Genomic DNA, 15,887 nt, shown 5'->3' with positions numbered 1-15,887 from the left:
CCTGTCGTCTCGTCAGTCGGAAGTGGTCCGCACGCCCGCGGCGAAGCCCTCGGCGTAGGCCTCGTCGGCGCCCAGACGGAACATGTCGCGCTCGAGCGGGCGCACGATCGACCGCGCGCCTGGAAGGTCCAGGGCGCCGACGAGGTCGGCGCGCCCGCGGACCACGGCCACCGGGCGCCGCGTGGCCTTGCCCTTGACGAGGTCGGCGGCCGCGGCCAGCTCGTCGGCCACGCAGGGCATGGTGACGACGAGCGGGCGGCCCTCGGCATCCGTCCCCCCGCGAAGATCCTCGAACACCTGCACGCCGCCCGCACCGATCGCGTGGTCGGTCTGGCCCTCTCGCCACGCGCGGCCCAGCGTGTCCGACACGATGACGCCCACCTCGACGCCGAGCCGCTCGCGCAGCCCGGCAGCGATCCCCCGGGCGGACGCGTCGGGGTCGACGGGCAGCAGCAGCACCGTGCCCTCCGGGGTGTTCGAGGCGTCGACTCCGGCGGCGGCCGACACCATGCCCAGGCGGTTCTCGACGATCCGCGTGGTCGAGCCGTTCGGGGAGGTGCGTGATGCCACCACCCGCACGGTCTCGGCCGTGATCGCGTCCTCGCGGTCATCGGCCTCGACGAAGCGGTCCTCGGCCTTGGACACGATCTTGGAGGTCACGACGAGGATGTCGCCGTCCGCGAGGTCGTCGCCCCCGGCTCGCGCGATGACGTCGACGAGGTCGGCACCCGCCTCGATCTCGGGGATGCCTTCGAGGGGCCAGACGGTGAGCGCGGTGCGAGACGGCATGGGTCCAGTCTTCCGGAAACGACGAAGGGGCGCGGCCGGCGAACCGGCCACGCCCCCTCGCGAAAAGCGGACGGTGGTCGATCAGCGCACGAAGCGCACCTCGGTGAGGGTCTCGCCGAGGAACGGCTCGGTGTGCGAGGCTCCGTCGAGCGTGAAGCCGTTGCGCGTGTAGAAGCGGTGCGCCCGCGGGTTGTCGTCGGCGACCCACAGGTACAGGCCCTCGGCCGGCTCGACGACCGCGTCGAACAGCTTCTGCCCGATGCCGGTGCCGTGGAACGCGTCCAGCAGGTAGATGAAGTACAGCTCGCGGAAGCGCGGGGCGTCCTTGTCGCGCGCCGGACCGGAGCCGGCGAAGCCGACGATCTCGCCGTTCACCAGGGCGGCGAACATCTTGAACTCCGGGCCCTGGACCGCCCAGTGGGTCCATAGCTCGGCGAGGCGCTTGGGGGAGACCGCCTCGAGGGCGGCCTTGCTGATGAGGTGGTCGTACGTCTCGTGCCAGGCGGTCGCGTGAACGCGGCCGAGGGCCTCCGCGTCGACGTCACGCACCGGACGGACGACGATGTCGGTCTGGGTTTCGGCTTCCATGGCCAGACTCTACGCGCGTCGGCGCGAGACCTGAAATCCGGCGAACGGCGGGTGAACACCGGGTGGCGAGCGGATGCCAGGGCTGTGGGTGAGCGCGATTCGCGCCATGGCTTGTGCGCGGCGGACGGAACGCGGAGGGAGCAGATGTCGGGATTCGACAAGAGAATCGGTGGAGCCGTCGAGGATCGCTACCATCGCACCTCGTGAATGTGATGTGGCGGACCCTGATCGTGATGCTCACCGCGCGCCGGCGCCTGCGCCGCGGCGGACGCCTCGGGCCGAGCGAGATCAGCCGCATCCGGCTCACCACGCTGCTCACCGACATCGACCTGCTGCGTCACATGAACAACGGCCGCTACCTGTCGCTGTTCGACCTCGGTCGCTGGGACCTTCTCGTCCGCACCGGGCTCTGGGACGTCATGAAGTCGCGCGGCTGGTACGCGGTGGTGTCGAGCGAGACCGTCACCTTCCGCAAGTCGCTGAACCTGTGGCAGCGGTTCGATGTCGAGTCGCGCATGATCGGCCACGACGACAAGGCGGTCTACCTCGAGCACCGCGCGGTGGTCGGCGGCGAGGTCTATGCCCGCGCCATCATCCGGGCACGCATGATGAAGCGCTCCGGCGGCACGCTGTCGCACGCGGAGCTGTTCGCCGCCGTCGGGCGCCCCGAGGGGGTTCCGGAGGTCGACGAGTGGGTGCACGAGTGGGCCGCGGCATCCGCTCTCCCGCCGACTCGTGCAGAGGCGCCCAGCGTCTGGAACTGACCTCTGCGGCTAGACGGCGCCCGCGGGATGGTCGGGCTCGGGAACGAGCGTCAGACCCCCGGGGGAGTTGGCGGCCTTGGTCAACGCCTCGATCCAGGCCGGGTTGAGGCGTGGCTGGCGTCCGCCGAAGTACTCGAACGTCAGCGTGACGTTCGGGCTCAGCCAGATCGACGTGCGTCCCAGGCCGCTGCGCATCGGGTCGGTCCAGGTGAAGGGGAAGGCCTCGCCCCGCCGCAGCTTGGCCCAGATGACCGCCTGCAGGTGCGCGAGGATGCGGTCGTCGAAAGAGGCGGTGACCCGCGAGTCGTAGGTGAGCGTTCCCATCGTCTCCACAGTAGCCGCCCGTCCGGCAGAACTGGGCCTGCCGGTTCGACGTCCGCGCATGGGAAGCGGCATTGTACGCGTTTCGAGTCGCTTTGTCTGGTGTTGCATGGATCGGCCGCCTCGTCGACTCTGGGTTGATGGTCAGCTCGCCTCAACTCACTCGGGACCTGCGTGCGGCGCTCTCAGCCGGCGAGTTGTCGGTCGCGTTCCAACCGCAGTTCGACCTCGAGGCATCGATCGCACCGGCCGGTGCGGCCCTCCCTGAACCCGTCGCCGTCGAGGCGCTCTGCCGCTGGAACCACGCGCTGCTCGGCGCGGTGTCGCCTGAGCGGTTCATCCCGCTCGCGGAGGAAGCCGAGTTCCTCGACGAGATGGATGCGCATGTGTTCGGCCGCGCGGCCGCGCAGCTCGCGCAGTGGCGGACGGAAGGCCACCTGCTCAGCCTCGCGGTGAACGCGTCGCCCGCGCATTTCTCCTCGGACTACGCGCACGCGGTGCTCGCGCGGCTCGATGAGCTCGACCTCGATCCCGCCGTCGTGACCATCGAGATCACGGAGGCGCCATCGCCGCAGCTGCGACCGCCGATGCTGGCCGCGATCCAGTCGCTCCACGCCGTCGGCGTCGCCATCTCGGTCGACGACTACGCGGCCGGCGACACCACCGTCGCCATGCTCGAGGCCATTCCCATCGACGAGGTCAAGATCGACCGATCGCTCACTCAGCGCACGGACGCCGCCGCGGACGATGCGATCGCCGCCGTGGTCGAGAGCAGCGGTGACTACGGCTGGCGAGTGGTCGCCGAGGGGATCGAGACGATCGCCGACCTGGAACGGTCACGCGCGCGGGGCTGCCACCGCGGGCAGGGCTACCTGTGGGGGTTCCCGCTGTCGGCCGGCGAGATGGACACCCGGCTCGCCCACGTCTGACGATCGGAGCTCGGACGGGTCGTGACGCCGCGGTGACAAGACGCCGCTCCGCCTCGAGGCGGACGCGTGCTCAGAGCCCGTAGTCGGTCGCGTCGTCGGAGGGGTCGTCCCCCTGGCCGGTCGCGTCGCCGACCTCGAACTGGGACCACGTGACGGGCATCCCAGGGGAGAAGAGGATGTCGACGCCGGGACCCCCGCGCAGCGGCGGGATGTTCACATAGCCGCCCCCTGCCTTGATCGCTTCGAGGATCTTGCCCTTGAGCTCTGACACCGGGTCGGGGAGGAAATAGTCGCGTCCGTCGACGGTCAGTCGGTTCACGATCGCCATGGGCACAACAGTACCCGCCCATCGCCGCCGGATAGGATCGAGCGGTGGGCACACTTCATTACGGCTCTCCGCCGGCCTCGTTTCAGATCGACGATCGCGCGCTCGCTCACGTCGAACTCGTGGTGATGGCAAAGCTGCGTCGCCGCGAGAACCTGTCGTTCTCCCTGGTCGACGACAAGACGTCCGTGCGGCAGGCGATGTGGATCTCACCGGTCACGACCCTGCGCTTCGAGTACGACGGCCCGATGCCCGAGATCAACCGGCTGTGGCTGCAGGATCTCGTCGACACCGCCAACTCCTCCAGCGGGCTGCGGCTCGTGCCGGAGCCGGAGCTCCCCTCACGCTGAGACGCGTCCGCCGCCGTCACGCTTGGCGCGGTACATCGCCGCGTCCGCGGCATCCAGCAGTTCTCCGGGAGTGCTGCCGCGTTCGGTGGCGACCACGCCCGCTGAGGCGTACACGGCGATCTCGGTGCCGCGGACCACGATCGGCTCCCTGATGGCGGCCACCGCTCTGCCGGCGATCGCTGCGGCCTCTGCGGCCCCTGCGCCGACGCAGACCATCACGAACTCGTCGCCGCCCAGCCGGACGACGGCGTCCGAGTCGCGGGCCACGCCGCTCAGACGCCGGCCGATCGCCGCCAGCACGGCGTCGCCCATCTCGTGCCCGTACGTGTCGTTGACCGCCTTGAAGTCGTCGAGGTCGAGGAACACGACGGAGAGCGGCTTGTCGGAGCCCTGCAGGAGCTCTTCCAGGCGGTCGTCCAGGTAGCGGCGGTTGTGCAGGCCGGTCAGCGGGTCGCGCAGGGCCAGCTCGGCGAGTTCGGCCTGCGTACGCGCCACCATGGCCGAACGGATCTCCTCGCCGAGCTCGAACGCGTCCTGGGCGTGTTCGCCCCACGGCAGGCTCCGCCCGGTGACGCTCTCACGCCAGGCGGAGAACGACCGCCGCGGCGAGAGCGCGTGGTCGCGGTTCTCGGCGCGCTGGTCGCCGAGCCAGTCGACGGACCGCGCGACCTCGCTGCGGACGAACACGAGCATGTCGCCCTCGCCGCCCAGCGGGACGATGAGCAGGCCCGTGACGCCGGGGATCTCGACGGCGAGTTCCGGCCGTTCGAGCGGGAGGGCCTCCCACACGAACCGGCCGACCTCGAGCTCGTCGACCACGGCGAACAGGCGGTCGGCCGGGGGCACGACGCCCACGGTGTGGACGAGATCACCGCTGCGCAGCAGGGCTCCATCGGCCGGCACCACGTCGAGCACGGTGCGTGACCCCGTCATGAGCACCGCGCCGACGTCGGCGCGACTGTAGAGGGGGGCGATGATCGAGATCCGCCGCTCGCGGGCTTCGAGCTGCCGGCGCAGGCGATGGATCTGCTGGGCGGCGGTCAGCTGCGTGCCGACCTGCGTCGCCATGACTTCGAGCGCGCGCCGCAGGAGCACCGGGATCCGGCGGGGCGTGCGGTGCGCGCAGGTGAACATGCCCACCAGGTGGTCGTCGATGACGATGCCGAACGACACGGTGGACGCCTGACCCATGTTCCGCATGAACTGAAGGTGGTGAGGCGAGACGGCCCGAAGCTCCGCGACGCCGAGATCCACGGGAGCCGCCTCCGGCAGCAGCGTGTGCAGCGCGAGCCCTGCATCCTCCGTGTCGGCGATCACCCGGGAGCGCTTCTCGATGTAGAGAGCGCGCGCCTGGGAGGGAATGTCGGATGCCGGGAAGTGCAGCCCGAAGTAGGGCTCCATGTCGGGTTCGCGCTCATCGGCGACGATCTGGCCGTGGCCGTCGTCGTGGAACTGGTAGCACATGACGCGATCGAAGCCGGTGATGTCTTTGATCTCGCGGGCTGCGCGCTGACGCAGCTCGTCGGGATCGGAGACGCCGGAGAGGCGCTGGATCGCGCTGACGACGCCGGTGCGCACGTAGTCGAGGTCGGGGACGATGGGCTCCAGTTCGAGGAGGAGCGGGTTCGTGCCGCGGTGTGCGATGACGTCGTACGCCCGGCCCCCGAATTCGGCGCGCACCGGGTCGACGGCGACCCCTTCGCCGATCGCCCGGATCAGCATCTCGCTGTCAGACTCGCGCAGGTCGCGGCCGAGCCACTGCTCGACGTTCTCGCTGGCCACGACGACGACACCGGTCGACTCGTCGACGCCGAAGAGGATTCCGTGGGACTGGATCCGGCCGATGGTGCGGATCGGTTCGGTCGAGCATTCCTGCAGGCGCAGGTTCTCTGCGGCATCGCGTGCGCGGTCGCCATCGAACGTCCGTGAAGAGAGGTCGGTCAACGCATACCCTTCGGTGCATGTAGGGGGACGGGGGAACTGCGCTGGCGAGAACTCCCATCCTATGCATGACCCCGACGCGCTGCGAAGAGTTCTCCACATCGGCCGGCTGTGACCGCTAGCGCACGGTGATCCGCGGCGCAAGCGGTTTGCCCCGGCGGTCCCCGTGCTGTTGCGTGGACGATCGAGGCGCCGGCGATCCCGCCGGTGCGGGAGGGGAGGAGTGCGCCGTGGATACGACCACCCTTATCTGGATCATCGTCGGCATCGCCATCGTGCTCGTCATCGTCGTCGTCGCCCTGCTGGTGACGGCACGGGGGCGCCGCACGCGTCGGATGGAGCAGCAGCACGACCGGGCCGAGAAGCTGCGCGCGGACGCGCGGGAGACCGAGCTCCAGGCCCGGGAGCACGAGGCTGAGGCGGCCCGTGCGCGTGCGGACGCCGCGGCTGCCGCTGCCGCGGCGGAGGCGGCGAAGGCGCGCGCCGCCGAGGCGTCGATCGACGCCGAGCGCCGTGCCGGAACGATCGACGACCACCGCTCGGAGGCCGAGAAGCTGCGCGAGCAGCAGGCGGAGACCCTGCGCAAGGCGGACGACGTCGACCCGTACGTCGGCGATGACGGCCGGTCCACGACGCCCGCGACCACCGGCACCGCGGCCGGCGTCGACGACCGTGCGACGGTCCGCGATGGCGACACGGTCGACGACCGGGCGGCGGTCCGAGATGCGAATGTGAACGACCGCACCGCCGTCCGTGACACCGGCACGGTCGACGATCGCACCACCACCGCCGCGGACGAGCAGATCACGCGGCCGCCGGCCCCGCCGAGCCGTACCGACCGCACCTGACCTGCGCGTCGAGCACGACGACACGTGGCCCGCTAGCGTGGGGGCGTGATCGCCGTGCTCGACGTGCTTCGCACCGCGGGCCGCCTGCTGTGGCGGCACTGGCCGGTGCTGCTCGCGTGGTACGCGGCGGGCGTGCTCGGACGCTATGTCGTGATCGAGGTGGCGGGCTTCGTCGGCGCGTACAACGCCGTCGCCGGATCCCTCCTGCTGCCGCTGGCGATCCTCTCGCGTCTGGTGGCGCTCGTCGCGATGCTCCTCGTCGTGCGGGACGGCATGCGGCAGCTGGACGAGATCTCACCGCTGCCCCAGGACGCCGTGACGCGTCGCCGCCAGTTCACCGACGCGCTCTTGGCCGGCATCCTCCCGTTCTTCGCCTTCTATGCCGCGTGGGGATTCCTGCGCGAGGATGCCGCGGCCTACTCGGCACGCGCACTCGAGGTGAGCGCGGGACTGAACTTCACGGCGATCGTCGACAAGACCGACCCGGCGGGCGACGGCCTGGCGGGGGCGCTGACACTCACCCCGGTGACATTCGCGATCGTGGTGGTGGCGTTCGCGCTGCGGTGGGTTCTGAAGCGCCATCGCGAACGACTGCCGCGCTGGTTCGCCGTGATCGCCGCCTACCTCGAAGCCGTCTGGGTGTATTTCGCCGCGCTCGTCCTGTCCGTCGTGATCGACTCCGTCACCGGCTGGGTGCAGACACGACAGGGGATGGTGTGGCTCGACGACTTCCAGGCCACCGTCTCGGCCGCATTCGCGCCACTCGCGTGGGTCTGGGACGGAATCGAGTGGTTCCTCGGCGAGGCCGGCGGCATCATCCTCCTTCCCCTTGCGTGGCTCACGATCGCCGGCGTCGTGTACGGGCAGGCGGTCGCTCCCGAGCCCGTGCCCGCCGACTCGCTCGGGGGCGAGGTCGGAGCACGCCTTCGCAGCCGCTATCGCTCGCTTCCGGCGCGGCTGCGTGCGCGCCTCCGCGACATCTGGGCCGACCTCGTGTCGCGGTTCACCCCGATCGGCGACGGGATCGTGCTGATGTGGCGCGCGGGCCCGGTGCTCATCGGAGGATTCGTCCTGCTCTACACGGTGCTGCTCGCCGTCCAGGGATGGGCGGAATGGGGTCTGCTGCGCCTGGTCGGCCCGCACGACCTGGACCAGTTCTGGCTGGTCTTCGATCAGGTGATCTTCCTCGTCGTCCCGGTGCTGATCGAGCCGATCCGCATCGCGCTGGTGGCGGGCGGCTACGACGCCGTCATCGGCCGCCTCGTCTCGCGGCGCGCCGCCGCCGCTGCGCCCTCGAGCGAGCCGGCGCCTGCCGCGCCCGCCGGTGCGGCGGATGCATCTGCATGATCAGGGCTCGACGATGAACCGGACGTTCTCTGGCCAGAGATCCGCCGATATGACGTCCACCGCGAACGGGCCGACGGCGTCCTGCGGCACGACGTAACGCACGTCGAGTGTGTACGGTTCGGTCACGTCGGACGAGCAGGATGCCGGACGCAACGGGTCCCAGTCCGTGGTGAGCGAGGAGGTGTCGGCATCCCACTCGCGGTGCGCCCCCTGCAGCTCGCGGAGCATCGGCTCCGCGCACGCGAGCTGCGATGCTCCGGGGTCGATGTCGATCTGAACCCTCAGGACCCGCGCGTCGCGCGGCGCGAGCGGGTCGTCGACGAAGTCCGCCACCGCGGGACCCACGATCGCGTCACCGTAGGGAGCGTGCTGCCCCCGTTCGAGCACGACGGGGGCGGCCGGCGCGCCGGAGTTCGCTTCGCTCCACTCGTGCCAGGCGACGGTTGCCGCCAGCGCGGGGACGAGGATCACCAGCACGCCGAGCGCCACCGCGTTCCTGCGCCACCACCCGCTCACAGGTTCGCCCATGCGGTCTCGGGGAGCTCGTCACTCGGCGCGGTGGGCACCGCGCCGAGGTCGAACCCCAGCACGATCATCGAGTCGAGCCGGCGGTCGGACGACAGCGCCAGTTCCAGGGTGGCGTCACCCGAGTCGAGGTCGGCCGGCAGTTCGAACGCCAGACCTCCGCCGATGGGGACTCCTGCCGACAGCGATTGCCGGAACAGGGAGTCCGGCCGCTCGCTGGCACCGTAGCGAACGCCGTCGACGACGACCTCGGCGTGACGCAGGGTCACGAGATCCTCCGATGTCACGGATGCGACGTCGAGATCGATGACGACCCAGTTCCCTTCGGCTGCCCAGTCCCCCGCGCGCAGCTCTGACGTGCGACGGACGTCCGTGACCGTGGCGACGATGTTGCGTCCGACCGCCTCTTCCCCGATGGCCGCGATCACCGGCATCGGTCCCTGGATCTGCTCCTCTCCGGGCGTGACGAGCACCACGAGCCACGCCACCACGACGAGCCCCGCTCCGACCGACCACGCCGCCCAGCGCGGAAGTGTGCGATCAGCCCTGGCCATCGGCATCCTCCGCGTCCGCACCGGCGCCCACGTCCTCGACCTCCACGGTGACGACAGCGTCGGGCACCGGGTCGATCCACCATTGGCCGGTCGTGACGAACGAGCCGGTGTACAGCGACCGTGCGTACAGGGTGACGGGCACCTGGTCGCCGGCTGCGAACGCGTCGGCGGGGACGACCCACGCGAACACGATCCGCGCCGGAACGTTTGGCTGCAGCCAAGGGCTGAGAGTCGTGTCGTCGTATCGCGCGGCGCTCACGTCGGTGTCGATGTCCTCCACCGTGAGCGAGCTGCCGATACCGCCGGAACCCGCGGTCACCGGCCGATCCCACTGGTTCTCGACGTCGGCGACGATGGCGAACACGCGCTCGCCGGGCTCGGGCAGGACGCCCGCGTCGGGCAGCTCGTCGATGAGCACCGCTCGCTGCACCGTGAGCGAGCGCTCGGCTGTGATGTGCGCGTCCCCCGGCTCGAGCCGGGCGGGTGCCGGCGGCGACGCCGTGGCGAGCCCGCCGAAAGCCGCCGTGACGAGCAGGAATGCTCCGGTGGCGATGCCCGCGAACCATCTGGTCGGGACCCGATCGGTCGCCGCGCGCACCCAGGCGAACCGACCCTTCGGCTCGGCGGGGGCGGGTGGCGTCTCAGACACGAGGCCAGCCTAGGGCGAGACCGGCCGGGGCTCGGATGCCGCGGGGAAGGCGTCGCGCAGCGCGCGCCGCACCTCGAGGATGCCGGCCCGGGCCTGGGATGCCGTCCGCTGCGCGCTGAAGATCTCGCGCGTCGGCCGGCCGGGCAGGTCGAGCAGCGTCACCGGCGGGCGGGTCCCCTCCCAGAGGAGATCCGGCAGCACGGCGACGGCCTGACCCGCGGCAACCAGTCGCGCGTGTGCGGAGAGGTCGGCGAGCTCGTAGCGCACGTCGGGCTCGTAGCCGGCGGCCCGGCACTGCTGCACCGCCCACAGCCGGGCCGCCGTTCCCGCCGGCTCCATCACCCACGGTCGCTCACGCAGCTCGTCGAGAGCGCGGGCCGGATCGGCAGGACCGACGGCGATGCGGATCGGATCGATGCCGAGCGTCTCGCGGTCCAAGCCGTCGGAGTGGGCGCGCGTGTGCCCGGGGTACTGCTCGGCGATGACGAGATCGACGCCCCGAGCCGTCAGCTCGAACAGCCCGAGCTCGGGCGGCATCTCGACGAGCTCGACGCGCAGCTGAGGAGCCCGCGCGGCCAGGAGCGCGAGCGCGGTGGGAACGATGGCGAGCGCCGCCGTCTGCATCACGGCGACGCGCACGGGCGCGAGGCCGGGGTGCAGCGACTCGAGCTCGCCCCGGGCGCGCTCGTCGAGGTCGAGTGCGCGAGCCGCGTGGGCGGCGAGGATGCGCCCGTGCTCGGTGAGTCGCACCCGGCGGCCCTCGGGCTCGAGAAGGGTCACGCCGGCCTCTTTCTCGAGCAGCGCCAGCTGCTGCGAGATCGTCGACGGGCTGTACGAGAGCGCCTCGGCGACCGCGGCGAGGGTGCCCCGCAGCGCGAGTTCATGGAGCAGTCGCAATCGCCGCAGCTCGAACATCAGCATCCCATCGAGAATCTCGAACGATACTGATCGTAGATCATCGCTTTTCACGAATGAATGGATGCCGCACCCTTGACCTCATGCCGCAAGTTGACCGTATGCCGCACATCGAGGTGCAGGCTGGACTCACGGAGTCGATCGACGTGACGTCGGGAGTGCGAATGCAAGACGGAGCCGAGCAGCGCCTGGCCGCCGAGGCGGTGGCGCTCGCACAGCGCTGGGTGGCCGAGAGCGCCGAGGTCGAGGTCGACCCGGCGGCCGAACGGCTGGCCGGCGTGCTGAAGGACCCCAACGGGCTGCCGTTCACGATCGGCTTCGTGGACGGCGTCATGCGGCCCGAGAGCCTGTCGGCCGCGGCATCCCACCTTCACCGCGTCGCACCGCTCGTGCCCGACTTCCTGCCGTGGCACCTGCGAGGCGCCGTGCGCCTGGGCGGTGCGGTCGCGCCCGTGCTGCCGTCGCCGGTCGTGCCGATCGCGCGACGAGTGCTGCGCGGCATGGTCGGCCACCTCGTCGTCGACGCGCGTCCCGAAAAGCTCGGGCCGGCCATCGCAGCACTGCGCGAGAGCGGGGCGCGGCTGAACCTCAACCTCCTCGGCGAGGCGGTGCTCGGCGAGAAGGAGGCGCTGCGCCGACTCGAGGGCATCCACGAGCTCATCCGCCGGCCCGACGTGGACTACGTCTCGGTCAAGGTCTCGGCCATCGCCAGCCACATCTCGATGTGGGCGTTCGACGAGGTCGTAGACAAGGTCGTCGAGCGACTGCGGCCGCTGTACCTGACCGCCGCGACGGACGGCACCTTCATCAACCTCGACATGGAGGAGTACCGCGACCTCGATCTCACGATCGCCGTGTTCACGCGGCTGCTCGAAGACCCGCGGCTGCGCCTGCTCGAGGCGGGCATCGTGCTGCAGGCGTATCTGCCGGACGCCCTGCCGGCGCTCGAGCAGCTCACCGCCTGGGCGCAGCAGCGCGTCGCCGCCGGCGGAGCGCGCATCAAGGTGCGGCTCGTGAAGGGCGCGAACCTGGCGATGGAGCGCGTGGACGCGATCATGCACGACTGGAGCCTCGCCACCTACGGCGAGAAGCTCGACTCCGACGCCAGTTACATCCGGTGCCTGCGCTACGCGCTGCAGCCCACTCGCACGGCCGCCGTGCGCATCGGCGTCGCGGGCCACAACCTCTTCGACATCGCATACGCCTGGCTGCTCGCCCGGACGCGCGGGCTGAGCCTGTCGAACGATGCCTCGCCGGATGTGGAGTTCGAGATGCTCCTCGGCATGGCGCAGGGTCAGGTGCAGGCCGTCACGCGGGAGGTCGGCCATGTGCTGCTGTACGTCCCGGTCGTCCGCCCCGACGAGTTCGACGTGGCGATCAGCTATCTCGTGCGACGGCTGGAGGAGAACGCCTCCAGCGACAACTTCCTCTCGGCCGCCTTCGACCTGGCCGACGACCCCGCAATGTTCGAACGGGAGCGCGACCGCTTCCTCGCCTCGCTGGCGCGCGCCGACGACGCCGGGCTCGCCACCGGACCCAACCGATCGCAGGACCGCGCCGCCGAGGCGGCCGCGGCCGGCGGAGGCGAGTCATTCGACCGCGCCGACTCGCCGCGGGCCCAGGCGCGCTTGCGCCGTGCCGCTGCCGCCGACGAGGCGGGGCTCACCCAAGCCGTGATGGGGATCGCCCGCTCGGTCGCGCCGGGCGACACCGCGCCGCTCGAGCGCGCCGTGCCCGAGCAGGTGTTCGGCGCCGAGGCATTCGTCGAGACGGCGGTCTTCGCGCCGCGCGAGGCCGGCGTCCGGGCCGCCGGAGCCCCGGGGTTCCGGAACGCGGCCGACAGCGACCCCGCGCTCCCCGCCAACCGCGCGTGGGCTCGCGACGTCCTGTCGCGCGTCGAGACCTCCGGTGCGGGCGACGCGACCATCGCGGCCGCGCGTGTCACGGACGAGCCAGCGCTGCAGGACATCGTGGCGCGCGTGCGCGCCGCGGCACCCGCGTGGGGTGGGATGCCCGCCGCGGACCGCGCGACCGTGCTGGCCGCCGCCGCGAGGACCCTCGAAGCACGGCGCGGCGAGCTCATCGAGGTCGCGGCCTCCGAGACCGGCAAGGTCTTCGCCGAGGCCGACGTCGAGGTGAGCGAGGCCGTCGACTTCGCCAACTACTACGCGGCGACCGCACGCGAGCTCGACCGCGTGAGCGGTGCGGTGTTCGAGCCGGCGCGGCTGACCGTCGTCACCCCGCCGTGGAACTTCCCGATCGCGATCCCCGCGGGTGGCGTGATCGCCGCGCTCGCGGCGGGGTCGGGCGTCGTGTTCAAGCCTGCACCGCAGGCCCGGCGGTGCGCCGCCGTCGTCGCCGAGGCGCTGTGGGATGCCGGCGTGCCGCGCGACGTGCTGGCGCTGGTCGACATCGACGAGGGCGGGCTCGGGCAGACGCTCCTGTCGCACCCCGACGTCGATCGGGTCATCCTCACCGGCGCGTGGGAGACGGCGGCGCTGTTCCGCTCCTGGCGGCCCGACCTGCCGCTCCTCGCCGAGACCAGCGGCAAGAACGCCATGATCGTCATGCCGACCGCCGACCTCGACCTCGCGGCATCCGACCTCATCAAGAGCGCGTTCGGCCATGCGGGACAGAAGTGCTCGGCGGCGTCGCTCGCGATCCTCGTCGGACCCGTCGGCCACTCGCAGCGCTTCGCGCGTCAGCTGGTGGATGCCGCCACCTCGCTCCGCGTGGGGCCGCCGTCCGACCCGCTCAGCGAGGTCGGTCCCATCGTGGAGGTGCCGCGCGGCAAGCTCCAGTGGGCGCTCACCACCCTCGACGAGGGCGAGTCCTGGCTCGTCGAGCCGCGGCAGGTCGACGGACCGCCCGAGTATGCGGGCCGGCTCTGGACGCCGGGCATCCGCACCGGCGTGCAGCCGGGGTCTCGCTTCCACCAGGAGGAGTTCTTCGGACCGGTGCTCGGGATCATGCACGCCTCGTCGCTCGCGCACGCCATCGAGCTGCAGAATGCCGTCTCGTACGGGCTCACGGCGGGGCTCTACACGCAGCACCCCGGCGACCTGGCCCAGTGGCTGGACCGGGTCGAAGCCGGCAACCTGTACGTGAACCGCGGCATCACCGGCGCCATCGTGCAGCGGCAGCCCTTCGGCGGCTGGAAGCGGTCGTCGGTGGGAGCCGGCGCGAAGGCCGGCGGGCCGAACTACCTCGTCGGACTCGGCCGCTGGCGGGCGACCACCGGTGCGCCGGCGTCCGCGACGCTGCACCTGCGCGGACTCGACACCCGCATCGCCGCCCTCATCGAGGCCGCCCAGCCGTCGCTGGACTACGAGGCGTTCGAGTGGCTGCGCCGCGGCGCGCTCTCGGACGCGATCGCGTGGGACCGCGAGTTCGGGCAGGTCAAGGACGTCTCAGGCCTGGGCATCGAGCGCAACCTGTTCCGGTACCGTCCGATCCCTGCCGTCGCGCTGCGGGCGACGGCGGACGCCTCGTGGCAGGCGGTGCTGCGCGTGGTGGTCGCCGGCCTCCGGGCGGGCTCCGCGCTGACGCTGAGCGCACCCGTCGGGCTCCCGGCAGCCGTCCGCCGCGTGCTCGCCGACGAGGACGTCGCCGTGTACGTCGAGACCGACGAGCAGTGGCTGCAGCGCATCGCGGTCGGCGACGACCTCATGGCGGCGGTCGCCGACGCCGATCCGGCACCCCGGCCGTCGCGCGTGCGCCTCATCGGCCGGCCCGATTCCGTCGCGGCTCTCCATGCCACGGTGGCAGGGGCTGTCGGCGGAGACCCCGACCTCGCGATCTACGACAACGAGGTCACCACCGCCGGCCGGCTCGAGCTGCTGCCGTTCCTGCGCGAGCAGTCCGTGACGATCACCGCACACCGCTTCGGCAACCCCGACCCCTGGTCGGAGGCGGTCATCTGACGCCGGGATCACGGATGCCGCGGGCCGCGGCATCCGCGATTCTGCCTGCCCCTATTCGGTCGTGGTGTCGGCGAAGCCGGTCGATTCGCGTCGCACGATGCGGAAGGCCGGCTTGACGGTCTCAGGCGGCCGGCGCTCGCCCTTCTCGTTGATGCGCGCGATGAGCCGGTCGACCGCGATGGCCGCGATCTCGGCGCGGCCGGTGTCGACCGTCGACATCGAGGGGACCGAGTAGTTGCTCTCATCGATGTTGTCGAAGCCGATGACGGCGACGTCGTCCGGAACGCGCAGTCCCTCTTCGCGCAACGCGCGCAGCACACCGAGTCCGAGCGTGTCGTTGAGCGCGAACACGGCGTCGAAGTCCACGCCCTCGCGGACCATGAGGTGGGTCGCCGCAGCGCCGCCGGCCCGGTTCCAGCGCAGCATCGCCGTCGGGCGGACCAGCGCGGGATCGAGCGGGACGCCGGCCTGCTCGAGGGCTCGCAGGTAGCCCTTCAGGCGCAGATTCGCCGAGCTCGCCTCGTCGCGTCCGTGCAGGTCGGCACCGACGAGCGCGATGCGGCGGCGGCCGATCTCGAGCAGGTGCTCCACTGCCGCCTGGGACGACGACGTGTTGTGCATGGTCACGTGATCGGTGGGTCCGCCGAAGATGCGCTCGCCGAGGAGCACGAGCGGCCCGTCGACGGCGAGCGCTTCGGCGTCGTCCTGTCCGAGACTCACGGGGCTGAACAGCAGGCCGTCGAGGAAGCGTGGCCGGTTGCCGGTGACGGCGCGCAGCTCGGCCTCGCGCTCACCGCTGGTCTGCTCCACCATGACGCCGAGGCCGCGTTTCTCGGCCGCCCTGATCACCTCGTCTGCGAGTTCGGCGAAGTAGTTCTCACGCAGTGACGGGACGGCGAGTCCGATGACGCCGGTGCGGCCGGACCTCAGCCCCCGGGCCGAGAGGTTGGGGCGGTAGTCGAGCTGTTCGATCGCTTCGTTGACGCGATCGCGCGTGCCGGGCCGGACGTGCGGATAGTCGTTGATGACGTTCGACACCGTCTTGATGGAGACGCCCGCCACTCGGGCGACGTCATGCATCGTTGCCCCCATCGATGCTCCCGCCTTCCCATTTGCGAT

16 protein-coding genes are annotated in these 15,887 nt (G+C 71.3%); 6 read left to right on the top strand and 10 right to left on the bottom strand.

Annotation, left to right across the window (positions count from 1 at the left end; all coding sequences use genetic code 11):
- Nucleotides 1-12: 12 nt before the first annotated feature.
- Both cofE and Q9R08_RS14735 read right to left on the bottom strand, forming a co-directional pair.
- Nucleotides 13-789, bottom strand: coding sequence for a coenzyme F420-0:L-glutamate ligase (gene cofE, locus Q9R08_RS14740; RefSeq protein ID WP_308868859.1), 777 nt, complete (start codon nucleotides 787-789; stop codon nucleotides 13-15).
- Nucleotides 790-870: 81 nt separating this feature from the next.
- A complete protein-coding gene (locus Q9R08_RS14735; protein ID WP_163620068.1) occupies nucleotides 871-1,377 on the bottom strand; it encodes a GNAT family N-acetyltransferase in 507 nt (168 codons plus the stop codon).
- 203 nt (nucleotides 1,378-1,580) lie between these two features.
- On the opposite strand from Q9R08_RS14735, the gene Q9R08_RS14730 reads away from it, so the two are divergent.
- On the top strand, nucleotides 1,581-2,141 hold the full coding sequence (locus Q9R08_RS14730; RefSeq protein ID WP_308868858.1) for a thioesterase family protein: 561 nt from the start codon (nucleotides 1,581-1,583) through the stop codon (nucleotides 2,139-2,141).
- 9 nt (nucleotides 2,142-2,150) lie between these two features.
- Here the strand turns inward: Q9R08_RS14730 and Q9R08_RS14725 are convergent, their stop codons facing one another.
- On the bottom strand, nucleotides 2,151-2,465 hold the full coding sequence (locus Q9R08_RS14725; protein ID WP_308868857.1) for a DUF7882 family protein: 315 nt from the start codon (nucleotides 2,463-2,465) through the stop codon (nucleotides 2,151-2,153).
- 137 nt (nucleotides 2,466-2,602) lie between these two features.
- On the opposite strand from Q9R08_RS14725, the gene Q9R08_RS14720 reads away from it, so the two are divergent.
- Nucleotides 2,603-3,391, top strand: a complete 789-nt coding sequence (locus tag Q9R08_RS14720) for an EAL domain-containing protein (protein ID WP_308868856.1) — start codon at nucleotides 2,603-2,605, stop codon at nucleotides 3,389-3,391.
- Nucleotides 3,392-3,461: 70 nt separating this feature from the next.
- Here Q9R08_RS14720 and Q9R08_RS14715 read toward each other — a convergent pair whose 3' ends face one another.
- Complete coding sequence (locus Q9R08_RS14715) at nucleotides 3,462-3,719, bottom strand: hypothetical protein (RefSeq protein ID WP_308868855.1); 258 nt, start codon at nucleotides 3,717-3,719, stop codon at nucleotides 3,462-3,464.
- 44 nt (nucleotides 3,720-3,763) lie between these two features.
- Here Q9R08_RS14715 and Q9R08_RS14710 point away from each other — a divergent pair, with 44 nt between their 5' ends.
- Nucleotides 3,764-4,066 carry a DUF7882 family protein gene (locus tag Q9R08_RS14710; protein WP_308868854.1) on the top strand — a complete coding sequence of 101 codons (303 nt, stop codon included), beginning with the start codon at nucleotides 3,764-3,766 and terminating at the stop codon, nucleotides 4,064-4,066.
- Here Q9R08_RS14710 and Q9R08_RS14705 read toward each other — a convergent pair.
- Nucleotides 4,058-6,010, bottom strand: a complete 1,953-nt coding sequence (locus Q9R08_RS14705) for a bifunctional diguanylate cyclase/phosphodiesterase (RefSeq protein WP_308868853.1) — start codon at nucleotides 6,008-6,010, stop codon at nucleotides 4,058-4,060. The genes Q9R08_RS14710 and Q9R08_RS14705 overlap by 9 nt on opposite strands.
- A gap of 227 nt (nucleotides 6,011-6,237) precedes the next feature.
- Here Q9R08_RS14705 and Q9R08_RS14700 point away from each other — a divergent pair, with 227 nt between their 5' ends.
- Nucleotides 6,238-6,855, top strand: a complete 618-nt coding sequence (locus Q9R08_RS14700) for a hypothetical protein (protein ID WP_308868852.1) — start codon at nucleotides 6,238-6,240, stop codon at nucleotides 6,853-6,855.
- Nucleotides 6,856-6,900: 45 nt separating this feature from the next.
- Nucleotides 6,901-8,202, top strand: a complete 1,302-nt coding sequence (locus Q9R08_RS14695; protein ID WP_308868851.1) for a hypothetical protein — start codon at nucleotides 6,901-6,903, stop codon at nucleotides 8,200-8,202.
- On the opposite strand, the gene Q9R08_RS14690 is transcribed toward Q9R08_RS14695, so the two are convergent.
- Genes Q9R08_RS14690 through Q9R08_RS14675 form a run of 4 tightly spaced genes read right to left on the bottom strand, consistent with a single transcriptional unit; the run spans nucleotide 8,203 to nucleotide 10,845 of the window.
- On the bottom strand, nucleotides 8,203-8,730 hold the full coding sequence (locus Q9R08_RS14690; RefSeq protein ID WP_308868850.1) for a hypothetical protein: 528 nt from the start codon (nucleotides 8,728-8,730) through the stop codon (nucleotides 8,203-8,205).
- Nucleotides 8,715-9,281 (bottom strand): hypothetical protein, encoded by a 567-nt coding sequence (locus Q9R08_RS14685; protein ID WP_308868849.1) that lies wholly within the window; start codon nucleotides 9,279-9,281, stop codon nucleotides 8,715-8,717. The genes Q9R08_RS14690 and Q9R08_RS14685 overlap by 16 nt, the downstream gene beginning before the upstream one ends.
- Entirely contained in the window at nucleotides 9,268-9,930 is a 663-nt protein-coding gene (locus Q9R08_RS14680; RefSeq protein WP_308868848.1) for a hypothetical protein, read from the bottom strand. The genes Q9R08_RS14685 and Q9R08_RS14680 overlap by 14 nt, the downstream gene beginning before the upstream one ends.
- Nucleotides 9,931-9,939: 9 nt before the next feature.
- On the bottom strand, nucleotides 9,940-10,845 hold the full coding sequence (locus tag Q9R08_RS14675; protein WP_418001359.1) for a LysR family transcriptional regulator: 906 nt from the start codon (nucleotides 10,843-10,845) through the stop codon (nucleotides 9,940-9,942).
- A 164-nt stretch (nucleotides 10,846-11,009) separates the two neighbouring features.
- Between Q9R08_RS14675 and Q9R08_RS14670 the strand changes: the two genes are divergently transcribed.
- Nucleotides 11,010-14,768, top strand: coding sequence for a proline dehydrogenase family protein (locus tag Q9R08_RS14670; RefSeq protein WP_308869102.1), 3,759 nt, complete (start codon nucleotides 11,010-11,012; stop codon nucleotides 14,766-14,768).
- A 51-nt stretch (nucleotides 14,769-14,819) separates the two neighbouring features.
- Here Q9R08_RS14670 and Q9R08_RS14665 read toward each other — a convergent pair whose 3' ends face one another.
- A complete protein-coding gene (locus tag Q9R08_RS14665) occupies nucleotides 14,820-15,848 on the bottom strand; it encodes a LacI family DNA-binding transcriptional regulator (protein WP_308868846.1) in 1,029 nt (342 codons plus the stop codon).
- Nucleotides 15,849-15,887: the final 39 nt, after the last annotated feature.

The sequence above is a fragment of the Microbacterium psychrotolerans genome, from assembly GCF_031085295.1.
GTDB lineage: Bacteria > Actinomycetota > Actinomycetes > Actinomycetales > Microbacteriaceae > Microbacterium > Microbacterium psychrotolerans.
This window is presented reverse-complemented; position numbering and strand designations above follow the sequence as displayed.